The following is a 16,178-nucleotide window of genomic DNA, read 5'->3' on the forward strand; positions in this document are numbered from 1 at the left end:
AAGCTGCGCCTCAGAGTTGGCGCAGTTTCTGGGTTACGCCTTCCGCAGCGTGGTGTACCAACATTCCCAACCGTTCTTCGCCACCGTCGCTCATGTTGATATCGGGCAGCGAGATTCCAAGCGCTGCGATTGCCTCACCGTCGGGCAGCAGTATAGGCGCTCCAAAGCTCAGAATGCGATCTCGGAATTCTCCGCGATCATAGGCAAACCCCCGCTTGAGCGTTTCCTCTACATCTGCGGTGACTTCCTCCAGCGTCGTCAGGGTTTTATCGGTGTATCTGGCCAGTTGACCATCCAGCTTGTCGCGTAGCTGATCGAAATTGCTCGACAGGATAGCCTTGCCTGTACCAACACAATGAATGGGTGCGCTGCCGCCAACCGGGTTCCAAGACCGGATTGGCTTCAGGCTTTCAACCTTGTCAATGTAGATGACGCTCAAACCCTCTGGCACCGCGAGGTAAATCGCTTCGCCCGTCTCCTGGCTAAGATATGCCATCTCGGGCGCGGCGACCGCCCGCAAGTTCAAGTTTTCAACCGAACTGCGCCCAACCTGCCAGGTTTTAAGGGTTGCAGCATAGGTTTTGTCGTCCAGATGCTTGACATACCCAAGCGTGATTAACGTCTGCAAAAGGCGGAACGTGTTTGATTTCGTCAATTCCAGTTCCCGAGACAACTCGGTGACACCTTTGCTGCCCTGATGAGCTGCGAGATTCTCCAGAATGGCCAGCCCCTTAGACAGGGTGGAATCCACTTTTGGGGCTTTTGGTGTTTCGTTCACTGCTCGTCCTTTCCTCGCAACTTGTTCTGTATAGCAGAACGCGAAACAGCTTCAAATGCAGGCTGGTCATGAACCGTCAGCTCGGGCACCTCACCGTCAAAGAGGCGTAGGTCCAACATTGCCGAATGCGACGCAGGGCTCTGCGTCAGGCTCGATGTGCGCATGTCATGGGTCAAGGCGTTTGGATTGCCGTGCCGGTCCCGCTGCTGCGGGGCTTTGTAGTCCGGGTCGTACCAGGCACCCGTCCACAGAAAGACGCAGCCTTTCAGGATATCCGGCGTGACGCGCGCTCCGGCCAGACACCGCCCGCGATCATTGAACAGCTCAACGACATCACCATCATCGATCCCTCGGTCCGCCGCGTCTTCCGGATGGACTAGAACCGGTTCCCGCCCATGCACCTTCAGGCTGAGACTATAATCCCCATTATCCAGTTGCGAATGCAGTCGGGTGCCCGGCTGGCCCGAAAGAAGATACAGCGGTTGCGTGCCCGCAGCAGTATCGCGTGGCTCGAACCAGGTCGGATGCCCGCGACAATCGTCCAACTGAAAACTTGCAATTCTGTCAGAGAATATCTCAATTCGGCCACTAGGTGTTGGCAGCGGGTTGGCATCCGGATCCTGCCGAAACTCCGCCAAGAATACCTGCGTTGGGGACGGGTCGCGTAGTTCTACGACATCACCAGTGATAAAAGCTTCCCAATTCGGCAGACGCTCGCCACTTGCCAAAGCAGCCTCTTGTGTCTGACCCCATATGCGGCGTAACCAGCCCTCTTGATCCAGCCCGTCAGTGAACAAATCCGCGTTGCCCATTCGCCTGGAGAGTTCAGCGTACAGCTCAAACTCGATCCGTGCCTCCTCGCGCGGCTCAGCGCTGGCAGGCATAGGCACCAATGCGTTGTCTGATTTGCCCCCACCGAAATCCGTGCGCTCTTGCGGCGCGGCCACCGGTAGAACGATATCGGCGTGCCGCGCCGTCGCGGTCCAGTTCAGTTCGTTTACGATCACTGCTTCAGGGGTTTGAAACGCATTGTGAAGGCGCCGCAGATCCTGATGGTGGTGAAAAGGATTTCCTCCGGCCCACCAGACCATCCGAATGTCAGGAAACACACGGCTTTCACCGTTGTACTGATATTTGCCACCCGGGTTCAGAAGCATGTCTGAAATCATCGCCACCGGAATGAAATCAGAAATCGGATTCTTACCCTGTGGCAAGGCACCCCAGCGAAACGGTCGTTCGATATTACCGATATTGGCGTTCACGCCATAGCCGACGGTATATCCGCCACCGGGTAGTCCGATTTGTCCGAGCATCGCTGCCAGAGTGACCGTCATCCACAACGGCTGTTCACCGTAGTCCGCCCGCTGAAGCGCTGCAGCGCAAGTTATCATTGTTCGCCCGGCAGCCATTTCCCGCGCCAAGGTTGCAATGCGTTTGGCAGAAACGCCCGAGATCGACGCCGCCCAATCTACTGATTTGACGATCCCGTCGTCATCGCCGCACAGGTAAGCCGCAAATTTGTCAAACCCGACAGTGTAGCGATCAAGGAACTCACGGTCATGTAAGCCTTCGGTCAGCAACGTATGCGCCAGCCCCATCATCACAGTAGTATCCGTGCCGGGTTTGGGCGGCAGCCACTCTGCGTTGATCTCGTCTGCGGCGTCCGTTCTCAACGGGCTGAAATTCACGAACTTCACACCCGCTTCGGCACAGGCCTTCAGGTTGTCCATCATCCGGTGCCGCGCCACACCGCCGTCACTGACCTGCGTGTTTCGCGTAGCCATGCCGCCGAACATCACCACAAGATCTGTGTGTTTCGCGACCACCTGCCAACGGGTCGCCTGCGCGACATGTGTTCTGAACGGCCCGACAATATGCGGCATCAGCACCAAAGCGGCATTGTAGCTGTAGTTGCCCTCCGAGCGCACAAACCCGCCCTGCCCGTTCAAGAAACGCTTGAGCTGGCTCTGGGCATGATGAAAGCGGCCCGCGCTGGACCAACCATAGGAGCCGCCGAAGATCGCCTCGTTGCCGTGGGTCTTGCGCACACGGGTCAGCTCGGCGGCGATCAGGTCCAGCGCATCATCCCAGCTGACTTCGACAAAACTGTCGCGCCCGCGAACGCCTTCCCCGGTCAGCCAGCCGCGCCGCACAGCCGGGCGCAGCACACGGGCGCGGCCATTCAGGCTTGAAGCAACATTGAGATTGATGTCTGAGGGATTCGGGTCGTCAGGATGCGGGTGAACCGCGACCAGTTTGCCGCCTTTTGTTTCTGAAATACCAGCACCCCAATGGTTTCCGGTCAGGGTCCGGGTCGTCTCTGCGGTCACGTCTTTGTTCCGGTATGAAAAACTGTCTTTCCAAATATTGACACAAATTTGGCGACCTGTCATCATGCTGAACAGCATTAGAGGGCACAAAAGTGCAAGACATCCCATTTAATCTAGCAGACTGCCTTGTGCAGGATGGGCGTCCTGATCGTGTTGAGGGTCGGCATGTGAATATGCCGATCGAGCTTGGCTCGACAATGGTTTTTGACAGCTTTGCTGAATTCGACGCCGCGCGCGACGCGCGCTATGAAAGCGGTACACTCTATTATGGGCGCTATGGCAATGCCGCGACCTATAAGCTTGAGCAGATGCTGGCAAAGCTTGAAGGCGCCGAGGCGATCACGCTGACATCCTCAGGCGTGGCCGCCATCACAACGACCCTAATGGCGCTGACCCGCCCAGGCTGCCACGTTCTGGTCGCTGACAACGTCTATGGCAACACGCGTGGGTTTTGCGACGGGCTGCTGACCCAGCAAGGGGTCGAGGTCGAGTATTTCGACCCGATGATGGGCGGCACGATCAGCGATCTGATCCGCTCGGGAACCGCTGCTATTATGTTTGAAAGCCCCGGCTCCGGTACTTTCGAGATGCCCGATATCCGGGCCATCGCAGCAGCGGCAAAATCCGCGAATGTGCCCACGATCCTCGACAACACATGGGGGACGCCCGTCTTCAGCCAACCATTGTCATGGGGCGTCGATATCGTTGTCTACTCGGGTAGCAAATACATCTCGGGCCACTCGGACTGTATGCTGGGGATCACCGCCGGCAACGCCGCTTATGCCAAGATTATTCGCAAGGCAGTCATGCAGGTCGGGGATAAAACCGGCGGCCAGGAAATCCTGCTTGCCCTGCGCGGACTCAGAACGCTGAAGCTGCGGATGGAGTATTTCGATAAAGCCGGTCGCGAAATGGCACAGTGGTTTGCGGACCAGCCGCGGGTGAAAACCGTTCTGCACCCAGCGCTGCCCTCTTGCCCCGGTCATGAAAACTGGACGCGAGATTTTACTGGCGCCGCGGGGCTGTTTGGCGTCGTCTTCCACACCACGAGCGAAAGCGCCGTGCATCGCTTTGTCGACGCGCTGCACCATTTCGGAATAGGGGTCAGTTGGGGCGGATATGAAAGCCTCGCCCTGCCGGTCACGCCTTTGCGCACAGCGACCGAATGGTCGGAAACCGGCCAGCTTGTCCGTTTCAATATCGGATTGGAGGACCTTGACAATCTGAAAGCAGACGTCGTCAACGCCCTCCCCCTGCTTGATCAGTAAGGATTTGAGAATGCTCAACAAGATCGACCATTTTGCCATCGGCGCAGACACTCTGGCCGAAGGCGTTGCGGCCATGAAGGACGCGCTGGGTGTCGAAGTGCCTCAAGGCTCAAAACACGATGCGATGAGCACGCATAACTGCGTCATGCAGGCGGGGAACGAGAGCTTCTTTGAACTGATCGCAATCGACCCCGATGCCCCGGATCCGGGCCGGGTGCGCTGGTTCACTCTGGATGATCCCGCCACGCAAGACCGGCTGAATGCGCGCCCACGGGCGCTGTGCTGGGTGGTGAACACCGATGATCTGGATGCTGTTATCGCCGCCAGCCCGGTTGATCTGGGTGAAGTTGTCCATTTCCAGCGCGGTGACCGGACCTGGCGTCTGACCGTGCCAAAAGACGGACATCTGCCGGAGAACGGCCTGCTTCCGGCATTCATCGAATGGTCCCCCGGTCCGCACCCGTCAACGGGGCAGCAGAACCTGGGCGTGACGCTTGCAAAGGTGCAGGTACAGACGCCGGATGCCGCGCGTTTGAAGGACATTTTTGAAACACTTCAAATCTCGCATTTGGCCGAGATTTCCGAAGGCCCCACCGCGCTTTCCTTTGTTCTGGAAAGCCCAAACGGAACGGTAACGCTCGACTAAACAAGAGGTGCTCTATGACGATCCCATCGGTCAATCTGTCGCAAAAACCGGAAGTTACCGGTTTCTTTGATCCGGGGTCCAACACGATCACCTATGTCGTGCGCGACCCTGACTCGACGGCCTGTGCCATTGTCGATCCGGTGATGGAGTTTGACCTTGCGGCCGGTCGCCTAACCTTTGAAAGCGCCGATCAGGTCATTGCTTACATTCGCGAGAACGATCTGACCCTTGAATGGATCATCGAAACACACGTCCATGCCGACCACCTGTCAGCCGCGCCTTACCTGCAGCAGGGGTTGGGCGGCGAGATCGGCATAGGCGAGCATGTACAGACCGTTCAGGACACGTTTGGCAAGATCTTCAACGAAGGGACAGAGTTTAAGCGCGACGGCTCGCAGTTTGATGCGCTTTTTGCGGATGGCGGGGCGTATCAGCTGGGCGGTATGTCCTGCTTTGCGCTGCACACACCGGGTCACACACCGGCCTGCATGGTCCATGTAATCGGTAACGCCGTTTTTGTCGGAGACACATTATTCATGCCGGACGGAGGGTCAGCGCGCGCCGATTTCCCCGGCGGCGATGCCGGGCAGCTTTACGACTCGATCCAGCGGGTTCTTTCGCTGCCCGACGAGATGCGGCTTTTCATCTGCCATGATTACGGCCCCGGAGGGCGAGCGATTGCGTGGGAAACCACCATTGGCGAGCAGAAGGCCAAGAACATCCATGTTGGCGGCGGCAAATCGCGAGAAGAATTCATCAAGTTCCGCACGGAACGCGACGCGCAGCTGGCCGTTCCAAAACTCATCCTGCCCTCGCTTCAGGTGAACATGCGGGCCGGTGAGGTGCCCGAGGACAAAGATGGGAACATGATGCTCAAGACACCTATCAATAAATTATAAGCAACTGAACATGCAAAGAACAAACCGCCCATCTGTTTCAAGATGGGCGGTTTTGCAGACGCGGTGAAGGAAGACGGGGAGATTACCGCTCTGCAACTTTCATGCGCCGCTTGAGGTATTCTCCGTATTGGCCAAGGCCGAACAGGAACACCCAGTAGATCGCGGCGACAAAGGCCAATACCTCGATATAATAAGGCGCCCATTCGCCCGTTCCGAAGGCCGCATTGGCCGAGGCGAGCACATCAAAGAACCCGATGATGATCACGATCGCAGTTTCCTTGAAGGTCACAACAACGTTGTTGACCGTTGCCGGCAGCGCGTGACGGAACACCTGCGGCAGAACAATGCGCCCCAAAATCTGCCAATATGTCAGACCCAGCGCCTTGCCCGCTTCGAACTGACCCTTGGGGATGGCCTGAAACCCACCGCGTAACACTTCCGCCTGATAGCAGGCGAAGAACAGGCCAAACGCAATAATCACGCGCCAGATTTTATCCCCTTCCAGCCAACTTGGCAGCAGGATCGGGATGACTACCGCGGCTGTGAAAAGTGTCGTCAGCAGCGGCAGAGAGCGGATAATGTCGATCACCAACGAGGCAAAGCCGCGCACAACGGGCATCTCGGACCTGCGCATCAGCGCAAGGCCCAGCCCCATTGGCATCCCGATCAGAACAACACTTGAGAACAGAAACAGCGTCAGCGCCAGACCGCCCCATTGATCCGTGGTGACCTGCGGCAAGCCCAGCAGACTGCCCTCCATCAGCAGGTAGTAGATGGCGAAACCCACTATCCAAATGGTCGACAGGCGCTTGGCCGTCCAGGTCCAGGGAAAGCACGAGATAATAACCGTGCCAACAATCGACAAACAAGCTAACGCTGAACGCCAGTGTTCATCATACGGATAAAGACCAAACAGGATCAGCCGATGCCGGGCGTCGATAACCGACCAGCACGCACCGCCATGGCCGCATTCTTCGACATTGTCTGCGCTCCACACCGCGTGGAAGACCCCCCAGCTGAGCGCTTGCCAGACCAACCAAGCGAGGCCCGCAAATACAACAACTGTGATGACCGAATCCGTCGGCGTGGCGAACGAACGGCGGCGGATTTTCTCCCAGTCGAAATTATTGGTAACTACCGCGTCAGCCATATCAATGCGCCTTCAGTTTGAGGCTTTCGTTCAGCCAGTTGATGAACTGAGCAATCGAGAAATTGACCAGCAGGAACGCGCCCATGAGGATAGCAATCAGTTCCAGTGTCTGCCCGGACTGCGTGATTGAGGTAGAGACGATGTAGAACAGGTCAGAGAACCCGATGGCGACACCGATGGTTGTGGCTTTCATGATGAAAATCCACTGGTTTCCAAGCGGCGGTATAATCGTCCGCAGCGCCATGGGCATCTTGATCCGCGCCCAGATCGCACGCTGGGTTAGCCCCAGCGCCTCACCGGCCTCAATTAGCCCCTTGGGCACTTCGGCAAGGCCACCACGTACAACCTCAGCGATATAGGCAGAGCCATATAGCGTAATGGCGATGATCATCACCAGTAGTTCGGGTGAAATCGTCAAACCGCCCTCAAACCGCAGGCCCTTGAGCGCGGGCCAGGAGATTGCCCCCTCACCCGCCGGAACTGTCAGGCCGGTTGCGATAAGAACCATGAAAAAGCCAAGACCGATCAGCGCCAGCGCAATTTTGGCAAGGCTGATCTTCATCCTCGACAGAAAAAATGCCGCCGCGATCAGGACCAATACCATGACAAGAACGACGGTCAGAGACACGTTCAGCAGCGGGATCATCAACCCGCGGTTTGACAGGAAAATCGCTTCGCACAGATTCATCGCCTGCCTTGGTCCCGGCAGGTGGATCACAACGGCGTACCAAAAGATGCCCTGCAGGATCAGCGGAATGTTCCGGAATGTTTGGATATAGACTGTCGCAGCGGTTTTCAGCGCCGGGTTCCGCGCGTCGCGAAACGTCCCGATGAGAAACCCAAAGACAGTGGAAAGCACAATCGTCAGAAAGCCTAAGAAAACAGTGTTCAGGAACCCGATCGTCAGGGTCCGAGCATAGCTGTCATTGATATCCCGGTCTATCAGCGAAAACGAATAGGACCAACCGGTAGACCGCTCGAGGAACCCAAAACCACTTGCCAGCCCCAAAGCATTCAGATTGATCTTGGCACTTTGGATGGCGCTGATGACGACCAGCGCAGAAAACACGATCAGTGCGCTTTGGATGATCAATTTGCGCCTGTTGGCGCGCGCCTTCAGTTCGGATGCGTCCATGGCTTTTAATCTTCTGATTTTTGGGGGGGAATGCGGGGCCGCAATACCACGCGGCCCCGTGTCTAAGTTACCTCTTAGTCAAGCTGTGGAGCATACAGAACACCGCCGTGGCTCCAGAGATTGTTCAGACCGCGTTCCAGCCTATACGGGCTGTTGTCACCAAGGTTTCGGTGGTAAATCTCACCATAGTTACCGACGGCTGCGATCATCTCTTTCGCCCATGTGTCACGGATGCCTAGACGCTCACCCATGCCCGGCTCCGCACCCAGCAGACGCGCAATTTTGGGGTTCGGCGGGTTTAATGCCATTTCTTCGACATTCTCCGATGTAATGCCTTCTTCTTCGGCAATCAGCAGAGCGGCCAGCATCCAGTTGGTAAAGTCGACAAAGTCCTCGTCGCCCTGACGCATCGCGGCTGAGATCGGTTCATTCGAAAGTTGATCGTTTAAGATCACGTGCGCATCTGGATTTTCAATCTCGGTGGCGCGCAGAACGGCCAGGAACGGGCCCCAGGCGACGAAGCTATCGCATCTGTTGGCCAGATAAGCCGCGCGTAGTTCCGATGCTTTTTCGTAGCTCACCATCGTGTGCTCTACTCCAAGGCTCTCAAGGTAGTTAGCAGCGATGCGCTCAATAGTCGTACCCGCCTCAACACAAATCGTACCGCCTTCCAAGTCTTTGGCTTCGGTGATGCCCAAATTTCCATGCGCCATGAATTGCGCACCGCCAAAGAAGTATGGGATCGAGAATTGCAGCCCAAGTTCAGTGTCGCGACCCATAGTCCAGCCGGTTGCCTTTATAATGATATCAACATCACCCGATTGCAGCGCAGGGAAACGCTGAGCCCAACTCAAAGGAACAATCTGCGCCTTGCCAGGATCACCCAGCAGCGCGGTGGTCATCGCTCGGCAAAGGTCAATGTCCAAGCCTTTCCACTCATTTTTGTCATTCACTTCGACAAAACCAAAATATGAGCCGTTGTGACCTGAGCAAAGCATTTTGCCACGCTCCTGGATTGCTTTGATGGTCGGGCTTTCCGCAAGTGCCAAACTTGGGAAAGCGAACCCCGCGGCAACAGCTAAACTTGCCACTACACCTTTGACATGCATTTTTCTTCACTCCACTGTTGTTCTGTATTTCAGCACATACGTATTGATATAGAGAATGTACAACTTGTCGCAACGAGTCAACAGTCTCGACTGTGGAACCCTCCATTGGGGTCAGAGAGCAGAGAATTCTCGCTCAAATTCTGTGCATTTGGTTGGTATTCATTTCTTAGCTTGCTTCGAGTTACTGCAAGAAAAGCCAATCACGCTCGAAAAACAGCAAGTACTTCAGAATCCAGAATACTTCGCTAAAATAACGGGTTGAAGGACAGACAATTGAGGCAATTGCAAATCCAAACCCAATTTCACCGTTGTTTCGGCGCATAACCGGAGTACGGATACCCAAACACGATGCGTTCAGGTTCACCAAATGAACGCCAAGGCGGTTGAGTTCAATACAAGCTAAGACCGATGCTGATCTTACCCAAATTCATCGCTAGCTCGACAGACGACGGTGGAGCGAAATTACAGTTATTGCTCAACATAAATTGGCGGTCGACTTAAGTGGGGGCCTTTATCGAGCTCAACTTTGTGAAGGTGCACCCCCCTTTATGCGCCGTTCTCGGTTCGCAAAAAACGCGCTGAGAAGCATTCAACTTTTCAGTCCAAGTCCCAATAGGTCAATGTTTCAGCAGAGGAGGCTTTAGAACTGATCGGCATTAAGACAGCAGCATCTGAACTCTGGAATCGAGGTCTTGTTGCATGCGTTCGCCACTCCAACCAGCGCGCCCTCGGAACATGTAGCCTTGCCTCAGGTCATAAAGAAGCGCGGCCCGTTCACGAGACGGAAAATCTGCGGGCAAGGTCCCCTTTTCGATCTCCCGGTCGAACCGAGCGGCAAGGCGTTTCTCGGTATCTTCAATCGCCGCCTCAATGCGTTCGGCCACGCCTTCGACCTGCCCGACCGTCGTGACCACGCTTGAGGCCAAAAAGCACCCTTTCGCGCCGCTTTCATGCTCAGTGGCATAGTGCACCACTTCGGACAGAAACCCCTTGATGGCTTTAGTAATATCTTCCTCGGTCTCGAAGGCCACCACGGGGGCGCAGCCATCCACGTCGGCGTAGAGGTCGATGGTTTTGAGATACAGCTCTCGCTTATCACCAAAGGCCGCATAAAGGCTTGGCCCAGTGATCCCCATCGCCTGCGTCAGATCACGCAGAGACGCCCCGTCATAACCCTTGGTCCAGAAGACCGACATCGCCTGCATAAGGGCTTCGTCATAGTCGAAGTTTCTCGGTCGACCAATTTTTTTTGTAACGGTCAATATATAATTCCTTGACTCTCGCGTTGCTGCGATAATTATGTATCAATCAATATATAACAAGAAAGGCTCCTCATGACCAGCCCTAAACCTGCCGTCGGAAAGGCATTTCCGACGATCAATATACCTGTGCTTGGCGGTAACACTCGAAGCCTGTCCGCACCCCGGGACGGGTACGACTGGATGTTGACCGTCGTCTATCGCGGCAAACACTGCCCGCTTTGCACGATCTACTTGAGAGAATTGAACAGCGCGCTCCCTGACCTGAACGATTTAGGTGTCGATGTGCTGGTGGTCTCAGCCGATAGCGCAGAGCGTGCCACGGCACAAATGCAAGATGTCTCACCGGTATTCGATGTTGGCTATGGCCTGAGCGTTGCGCAGATGCAGGCGCTGGGTCTGTACATCTCTGGCCCGCGCAACGGTATGGATGTCGAGGGGCCATTTGCCGAGCCCGGTCTGTTCGTCATCAACGGTCAAGGCGTATTGCAAATCGTCGACATCTCGAACGTCCCCTTTGCCCGACCCAGCCTGACCAGCCTTGTGATGGGTATCCGATTCCTGCGGGGGTTGTCGGGCGACTTCCCAGTCAACGGCAGCCACGCCTGAAGGAGAACTGAAATGGCAGACAGAACAGAAACAGGCGTGCGCGCCGCGGTTGAGGACCTGATGAATGTCGCGATCCACGGCGATACCAGCGGTCTGGACCGCATCTATCACCAAGACATACAAATCCTGATGCTGGACATCAGCGGCGAATTGGCACGTTTTGACAAACCCAGCTTCATGGCTCTGATGGCCAGCTCGGTCAAAGACACAAACCCGGATGATCACAAATGGGCCCGGTTCAACGCTGTTGAAGCCAATGGAGACCAAGGACATGTCCTGATCACCCGACGCGTGCCAATCGGCGATGCACGCAAAGCGCTTGAGCTCAGCATCGATCTGATTTTCGAAGACGACCGCTGGCAGGTCACGCGAGAGGTGATCTTCGCGCGCCCTGACCCAGATCCGATTTCCTGACACCTCCCCATCAAAAAAAAGGAACGCATTATGCGTATGATGACCCCCATTATGGCTGTCCTGCTATCGACCGGTGTCGTCGTTGCAGATGACACAGCCTCCAGCCTGAGCGCTGTTAACGACCAGTTCAACGCCTTCGCCGCCAATCACGACGCGCCTGGCCTGGTGTCGCTCTATTCCGAAGACACGCTTTGGATCGAACAGGGCAAACCTGTTCGTCAGGGTTTGGAAGGTCCTCGTGAGTTGTTCGAATTCGTCACCGCCAATAAAGGCGACGTCACCCACACGATTGACCACGTTTACGTCTCGGACGACGAGACCTTGGCGGTGATGATCGGGTTCGTTGAGGCAAAAATCGAAGCCGTCGGTATGGATGCAACAGGCACCTACCTGTTTGTCTTACGTCCGGAAGACGATGGTTGGGAAATCATTACCGACATGTGGCATCAGCATGCTCCTGAGGACAACTGAGACCTGAGGCACGAGCCATTCGCTTGATCAGGGAGGCACCTGCGTGGGTGCCTCCCAACAATTTCAATAGCGACTGGACAAATCAGCGCTGGACGTTGCCGGAATCCAGAACGGCGATGGCATCGACCTCGAACAACATTCCGTCGAGGGCAAGCCTTGGTACCGGCACTAACGTTTGCGTCGGCAGATGGCCTCCGAAGACCAACTTGAGTTGACGTGTTAACGCCGCCAATTTCGTCTGATCGTGATCAACAACGTAGGTAGTGAGTTTGACCACTTGCTCGGGACCCGCCCCGGCAGCCGCAAGCGCTATGGCAAGGTTCTGGTAGGCTTGGGCGACCTGCATCTCGAAATCAGGTGCGAGGTTGCCTTTTTGGTTCTCACCGCCTTGACCCGCAATGAAAACAAGACCGTTTGAAGTCATCGCGTGACTGTATCCGTTTGGCACAGGATCATAGAGCGACGACGGATTGATGGTTTGAATTTCACCGGCCAAACCCGGGTTGGTTGAAAATGTGAACATCGTAATGGCTCCAATGGCTTGGATAACGTTTCGCATAACTATTCTCCGATTATGCGGATCATTGGATATGAACCACGTCGAGATGGGTGAGTTTGTCTGGGTTTCGGACGATGTAGATTTCTTGAACCTTCTCCTCGTCGTCGAACGCAAAAGAGAGCGCCGCCGTTGTCGTTTTCCCGAGTTTTATCAAGGCACCGTGCATGCCGTTAAGATTGACAAGCACCCATTCGTGATCGACCCAGTATCGGTGCAGGTTAGAGGAGACGAAATTGCAGAGTGGCGTAGCGCCTTCAATCGCTTCGAGGATTGCCGGCACCTTGCCGCCGCCATCTGCGCTCAGACGAGCATCTGCGGCCAGCATCTGGGAAAGTTTGTCGATCCGACCTTCCGTAACGGCCGCCTTGAACGCCGTCAGGAAAGCCATCTGTCGCTCTGGGGATGCCTTGTGGCGAGTAACCGCTCGGCCGACGTTTCCACGCGCCCGAGATACCAGCTTTCTGCTGCTAACTTCAGAGGTTTCTAGTGTTTCCGCGACGGCGGCATGAGACATTTCGAAAATGTCGTGAAGCAGGAAAGCCGCACGCTCCTTCGGGGTTAACCGTTCAAGCATGATCAGAAAAGCCATCGAGAGACTGGATGTTAACTCCGCTTCCTTCTCTGCATCATTCTCGCTGGAAATCTGAATCGGTTCCGGCAGCCAGGCCCCCACGTAGTTCATGCGTGCCCGGTCGCCCGAGCGTCGCATGTCGAGGCAGCGCCGAGTGCAAGCGGTGACAAGCCAACCACTTGGATTCTCAATCGCCGCACGGTTCGTGCCCGCCCATTTGAGAAACGTGTCTTGCACCGCATCCTGAGCATCGCTTAGAGACCCCAGAATTCTGTAAGCGAGGCCCGACAGTCTTGGACGCATGCTTTCGAAAGCATCAAGTTCCGACTTTGTGAGTTCAGTGCTTTGATACATTTATCCGGTTCCACAGATTGATCATGGCGATTTCGGCAGTCAGCGCTCCGATCTCAGCGTCGGCAAAATGCCTGCTCAAACGTGCGCGCATGGCCGCAAGGTCTGATTTCAAGTGCAGGCTTGTCAAAGCCTCTGTCCATTCCAGCGCCGCTTTCTCTGCGTCGGTGAAATCACTCACCTGGTCCCAGGCAATTACCCTGTCCAGACGTTCGCTGGTCTCGCCGTTTTGCCGAGCCTCTTTCGTGTGCATTTTGATGCAGAAACCGCAGCGATTAATCTGAGATGCCCGAAGTTGAACGAGGTGGCGGACTTTCAGATCAAGGCCATGGTTGTCGAGCACCTGATGCACGCTGGCCATCGTCTGGAGTACGTCGGGGATCGTCTGTTCATATTGAGTCGTAGTTGAAGTACTCATCGTCACTTTCCTTTGTTTGACTATCCTATGCACTAGTGACGATTGTCGGTCGGCTTTTGTGACGCGCCCATCAGTGAATTTTCTTAGAGCTTTGTTCTAAAATGATTTTTTTGCATACAACTCGCTTGTAGCAATAAAGCGTAAATCTTTCTGTCATCGTGCCGACCCGAATTTTGCGCTTTCATTTCTGCCAGTTGGGCATGCGCATGAATCGGGTCGAAGAACAGTTCGTCGCCACCTTAGTGGAGTGTCATGCAATTAAGGAAAGGCATGGCAATGAAACTCGAAAACAAAACCATCATCATCACTGGTGCCAGCAGCGGGATCGGCGCTGCTGCAGCTTTTCTCTTTGCCAAGAGCGGAGCAAACGTTGTTCTGGGCGCGCGTCGTAAAGCTCAACTGGATGAGATTGTTGGGCAAATAAGGCAAGGCAACGGCAACGCTGTTTCGCTTGCGGGCGATGTCACGGACGAGGCTTACGCTTGTGCGCTCGTTGAATTGTCGGAAAAGAGTTTTGGTGGCTTAGACGGAGCATTCAACAACGCCGGCACCACTGGCGACATGGAGTCTATTCCAGATATGGGAAGTGACAACTGGCACAAAGTGATAGCTGTTAACCTGAACAGTGGTTTTTTTGCTGCAAAGTTTCAGGTTCCAGCGCTGCGCAAGAGAGGTGGTGGTTCTATTGTGTTTACGTCGTCATTTGTCGGGCACACTATTGGTCTTCCGGGAATGGGAGCCTACGCTGCTGCGAAGGCAGGCTTGATCGGCATGACACAAGTCCTGGCAGCTGAACATGGCTCCGAGGGCATCAGAGTCAATGCACTTCTTCCCGGTGGAACGATGACCCCTATGGCAGGTGAAGACGCCTCTTTCCATGAGGTTGTCAGGGGGCTTCATGCGCTCAAGCGCATGGCTGAACCCTCCGAAGTCGCCGCAGCAGCTCAGTTTCTTCTGTCGGACGGCGCCTCATTTGTTACCGGAAGTGCGATGCTTGTCGATGGGGGCAACTCCATCAGCAAGTTCTGAAGGCAAAGAGCAGACATTGGTTCGAGTTGAATCGATGTCTGATCAGTTCCAAGAGCCGACGTTCTGCAAAATCCGCACAATGACCGCTTGGCGGAAAAAGCTGCCGATAAGTCAGCTTGTTGGGAAGTGTGATGACGGCATATTCCAGACATTCGTTCATACGACGCCGTATGTCCGCTTACATTACCTTTCGAAACTTCCTGGCCATCTGCACGGCGGTGCCCTCGTCAAACCGTGGTCCGGCGATCAAGCAGAAAGTCAACTGCAATGTGGAACTGGGTTCAGTCGATTGTGCCCGGGAGAACCCTTCGGCAACAGAAGCTGGAAGAAACGCTCGGCAGAACTCTACTTCAACCGCATCCCGTAAGGACGCAACGGTAGCAGCTTCAAGAACCAGCTCATGAGCATAGCGCCCATCCCTCAGATCGCGCAGCGCACCGTCTCTCAGGACGCAGTCAGTGGTTAGCAGACCGCAGCGAGCTTTTCCGTTTTCACTCTTCGAAGACCCAAACCATGTGATTTCTTCGGACCAGAGCTCATGGCCTTCTTCACTATCAGGTTCTCGAGCCACAATGGCCATGTCCAGAACCCCAGAGGCGACTTTCGGCCGAAGTGATCTGCTTGGCTCAAGAACGATGCTCGGGGACACTCTTGGGAATTCGCGCTGAAAGATCGGCAACAGCTTTTGTAGCAAGGTTGGCGCATAATCGGTCGGCGCACCGAACTTGAGAGGCCCAGCCAATTCATCCTGCCGCAACTCCCCAAGCAGCTCATAGTTGAGCGACATCAGTCTCAGCCCCTTTGCCCTGAGCACCTCTCCGGCTGAAGTTAGTGAGATGCCTTGATTGCTGCGCTCCAGCACACGTTTTCCAAGAATTTCTTCGAGGCGTTTGATCTGCTGACTGATGGCCGCTGGGGTCTTGTTCAATTGTATGGCGGCAGGTTTGAAACCCTTTGCGTCGACCACAGTTAGAAATGTTTTGATGAGATCAAGATCAAGCGCAGGGGGCATGATTAAGTAAATCCGACATAAGATGTTAAGGTTGTTTCGTTTGCCTGATTTACTGAAATTAGCCACGCTTGGCGAGAAAAATCTGGAAGGAAGGGCATGCCTGAACAAATTGAACCTGTAGTAGATGTTTCGTCTCATGATCAACCTGGCCAAGCACTTGAACGTGCCGT

Annotated in this window: 17 protein-coding genes; 7 read left to right on the forward strand and 10 right to left on the reverse strand. The window is 55.1% G+C overall.

Going from position 1 to position 16,178, the window contains the following annotated elements; translation table 11 throughout:
- Window positions 1-10 precede the first annotated feature (10 nt).
- The gene (locus ACR0I1_RS05740; RefSeq protein ID WP_170597102.1) at window positions 11-778 is read right to left on the reverse strand and encodes an IclR family transcriptional regulator; all 768 of its coding nucleotides are present in this window, start codon (window positions 776-778) and stop codon (window positions 11-13) included.
- Window positions 775-3,108: a molybdopterin-dependent oxidoreductase gene (locus tag ACR0I1_RS05745; RefSeq protein WP_480705375.1), complete on the reverse strand. Its 2,334-nt coding sequence runs from the start codon at window positions 3,106-3,108 to the stop codon at window positions 775-777. The genes ACR0I1_RS05740 and ACR0I1_RS05745 overlap by 4 nt, the downstream gene beginning before the upstream one ends.
- A 92-nt stretch (window positions 3,109-3,200) precedes the next feature.
- Here ACR0I1_RS05745 and metC point away from each other — a divergent pair, with 92 nt between their 5' ends.
- Genes metC through ACR0I1_RS05760 form a run of 3 tightly spaced genes read left to right on the forward strand, consistent with a single transcriptional unit; the run spans window position 3,201 to window position 5,921 of the window.
- Window positions 3,201-4,376, forward strand: coding sequence for a cystathionine beta-lyase (metC, locus tag ACR0I1_RS05750; RefSeq protein WP_480705377.1), 1,176 nt, complete (start codon window positions 3,201-3,203; stop codon window positions 4,374-4,376).
- Window positions 4,377-4,386: 10 nt separating this feature from the next.
- The gene (locus ACR0I1_RS05755; protein ID WP_480705379.1) at window positions 4,387-5,022 is read left to right on the forward strand and encodes a VOC family protein; all 636 of its coding nucleotides are present in this window, start codon (window positions 4,387-4,389) and stop codon (window positions 5,020-5,022) included.
- Window positions 5,023-5,036: 14 nt separating this feature from the next.
- Complete coding sequence (locus tag ACR0I1_RS05760; RefSeq protein WP_170597098.1) at window positions 5,037-5,921, forward strand: MBL fold metallo-hydrolase; 885 nt, start codon at window positions 5,037-5,039, stop codon at window positions 5,919-5,921.
- An 82-nt stretch (window positions 5,922-6,003) separates the two neighbouring features.
- Here ACR0I1_RS05760 and ACR0I1_RS05765 read toward each other — a convergent pair whose 3' ends face one another.
- The 4 genes from ACR0I1_RS05765 to ACR0I1_RS05780 all read right to left on the reverse strand — a co-directional run bounded on the left by ACR0I1_RS05765 (window position 6,004) and on the right by ACR0I1_RS05780 (window position 10,577).
- The gene (locus ACR0I1_RS05765; protein WP_170597097.1) at window positions 6,004-7,071 is read right to left on the reverse strand and encodes an amino acid ABC transporter permease; all 1,068 of its coding nucleotides are present in this window, start codon (window positions 7,069-7,071) and stop codon (window positions 6,004-6,006) included.
- A 1-nt stretch (window position 7,072) separates the two neighbouring features.
- Entirely contained in the window at window positions 7,073-8,206 is a 1,134-nt protein-coding gene (locus ACR0I1_RS05770; protein WP_480705381.1) for an ABC transporter permease subunit, read from the reverse strand.
- Between the two features lie 74 nt (window positions 8,207-8,280).
- Window positions 8,281-9,315, reverse strand: a complete 1,035-nt coding sequence (locus ACR0I1_RS05775; RefSeq protein ID WP_170597095.1) for an amino acid ABC transporter substrate-binding protein — start codon at window positions 9,313-9,315, stop codon at window positions 8,281-8,283.
- A 656-nt stretch (window positions 9,316-9,971) separates the two neighbouring features.
- Window positions 9,972-10,577 carry a TetR/AcrR family transcriptional regulator gene (locus ACR0I1_RS05780; protein ID WP_480705383.1) on the reverse strand — a complete coding sequence of 202 codons (606 nt, stop codon included), beginning with the start codon at window positions 10,575-10,577 and terminating at the stop codon, window positions 9,972-9,974.
- Window positions 10,578-10,649: 72 nt separating this feature from the next.
- Between ACR0I1_RS05780 and ACR0I1_RS05785 the strand changes: the two genes are divergently transcribed.
- From ACR0I1_RS05785 to ACR0I1_RS05795, 3 genes are read left to right on the forward strand one after another with little or no spacing between them, the layout of a single operon-like run.
- Window positions 10,650-11,183 (forward strand): peroxiredoxin-like family protein, encoded by a 534-nt coding sequence (locus tag ACR0I1_RS05785; protein WP_170597094.1) that lies wholly within the window; start codon window positions 10,650-10,652, stop codon window positions 11,181-11,183.
- 12 nt (window positions 11,184-11,195) lie between these two features.
- Window positions 11,196-11,597 carry a nuclear transport factor 2 family protein gene (locus ACR0I1_RS05790; protein ID WP_480705385.1) on the forward strand — a complete coding sequence of 134 codons (402 nt, stop codon included), beginning with the start codon at window positions 11,196-11,198 and terminating at the stop codon, window positions 11,595-11,597.
- A gap of 30 nt (window positions 11,598-11,627) precedes the next feature.
- Entirely contained in the window at window positions 11,628-12,068 is a 441-nt protein-coding gene (locus ACR0I1_RS05795; RefSeq protein ID WP_170597092.1) for a nuclear transport factor 2 family protein, read from the forward strand.
- 82 nt (window positions 12,069-12,150) lie between these two features.
- On the opposite strand, the gene ACR0I1_RS05800 is transcribed toward ACR0I1_RS05795, so the two are convergent.
- Genes ACR0I1_RS05800 through ACR0I1_RS05810 form a run of 3 tightly spaced genes read right to left on the reverse strand, consistent with a single transcriptional unit; the run spans window position 12,151 to window position 13,967 of the window.
- Window positions 12,151-12,627 (reverse strand): RidA family protein, encoded by a 477-nt coding sequence (locus ACR0I1_RS05800; RefSeq protein ID WP_480459707.1) that lies wholly within the window; start codon window positions 12,625-12,627, stop codon window positions 12,151-12,153.
- A 22-nt stretch (window positions 12,628-12,649) separates the two neighbouring features.
- A complete protein-coding gene (gene sigJ, locus ACR0I1_RS05805) occupies window positions 12,650-13,552 on the reverse strand; it encodes an RNA polymerase sigma factor SigJ (protein WP_170597091.1) in 903 nt (300 codons plus the stop codon).
- Entirely contained in the window at window positions 13,536-13,967 is a 432-nt protein-coding gene (locus ACR0I1_RS05810) for a carboxymuconolactone decarboxylase family protein (protein WP_480705756.1), read from the reverse strand. Before ACR0I1_RS05810 ends, sigJ begins: the two co-directional genes overlap by 17 nt.
- Window positions 13,968-14,243: 276 nt before the next feature.
- Here ACR0I1_RS05810 and ACR0I1_RS05815 point away from each other — a divergent pair, with 276 nt between their 5' ends.
- Entirely contained in the window at window positions 14,244-14,996 is a 753-nt protein-coding gene (locus tag ACR0I1_RS05815) for an SDR family oxidoreductase (protein WP_480705758.1), read from the forward strand.
- 178 nt (window positions 14,997-15,174) lie between these two features.
- Here ACR0I1_RS05815 and ACR0I1_RS05820 read toward each other — a convergent pair whose 3' ends face one another.
- Entirely contained in the window at window positions 15,175-16,146 is a 972-nt protein-coding gene (locus ACR0I1_RS05820; protein WP_480705387.1) for a LysR family transcriptional regulator, read from the reverse strand.
- Window positions 16,147-16,178: the final 32 nt, after the last annotated feature.

This window comes from Ruegeria sp. B11 (assembly GCF_056539785.1).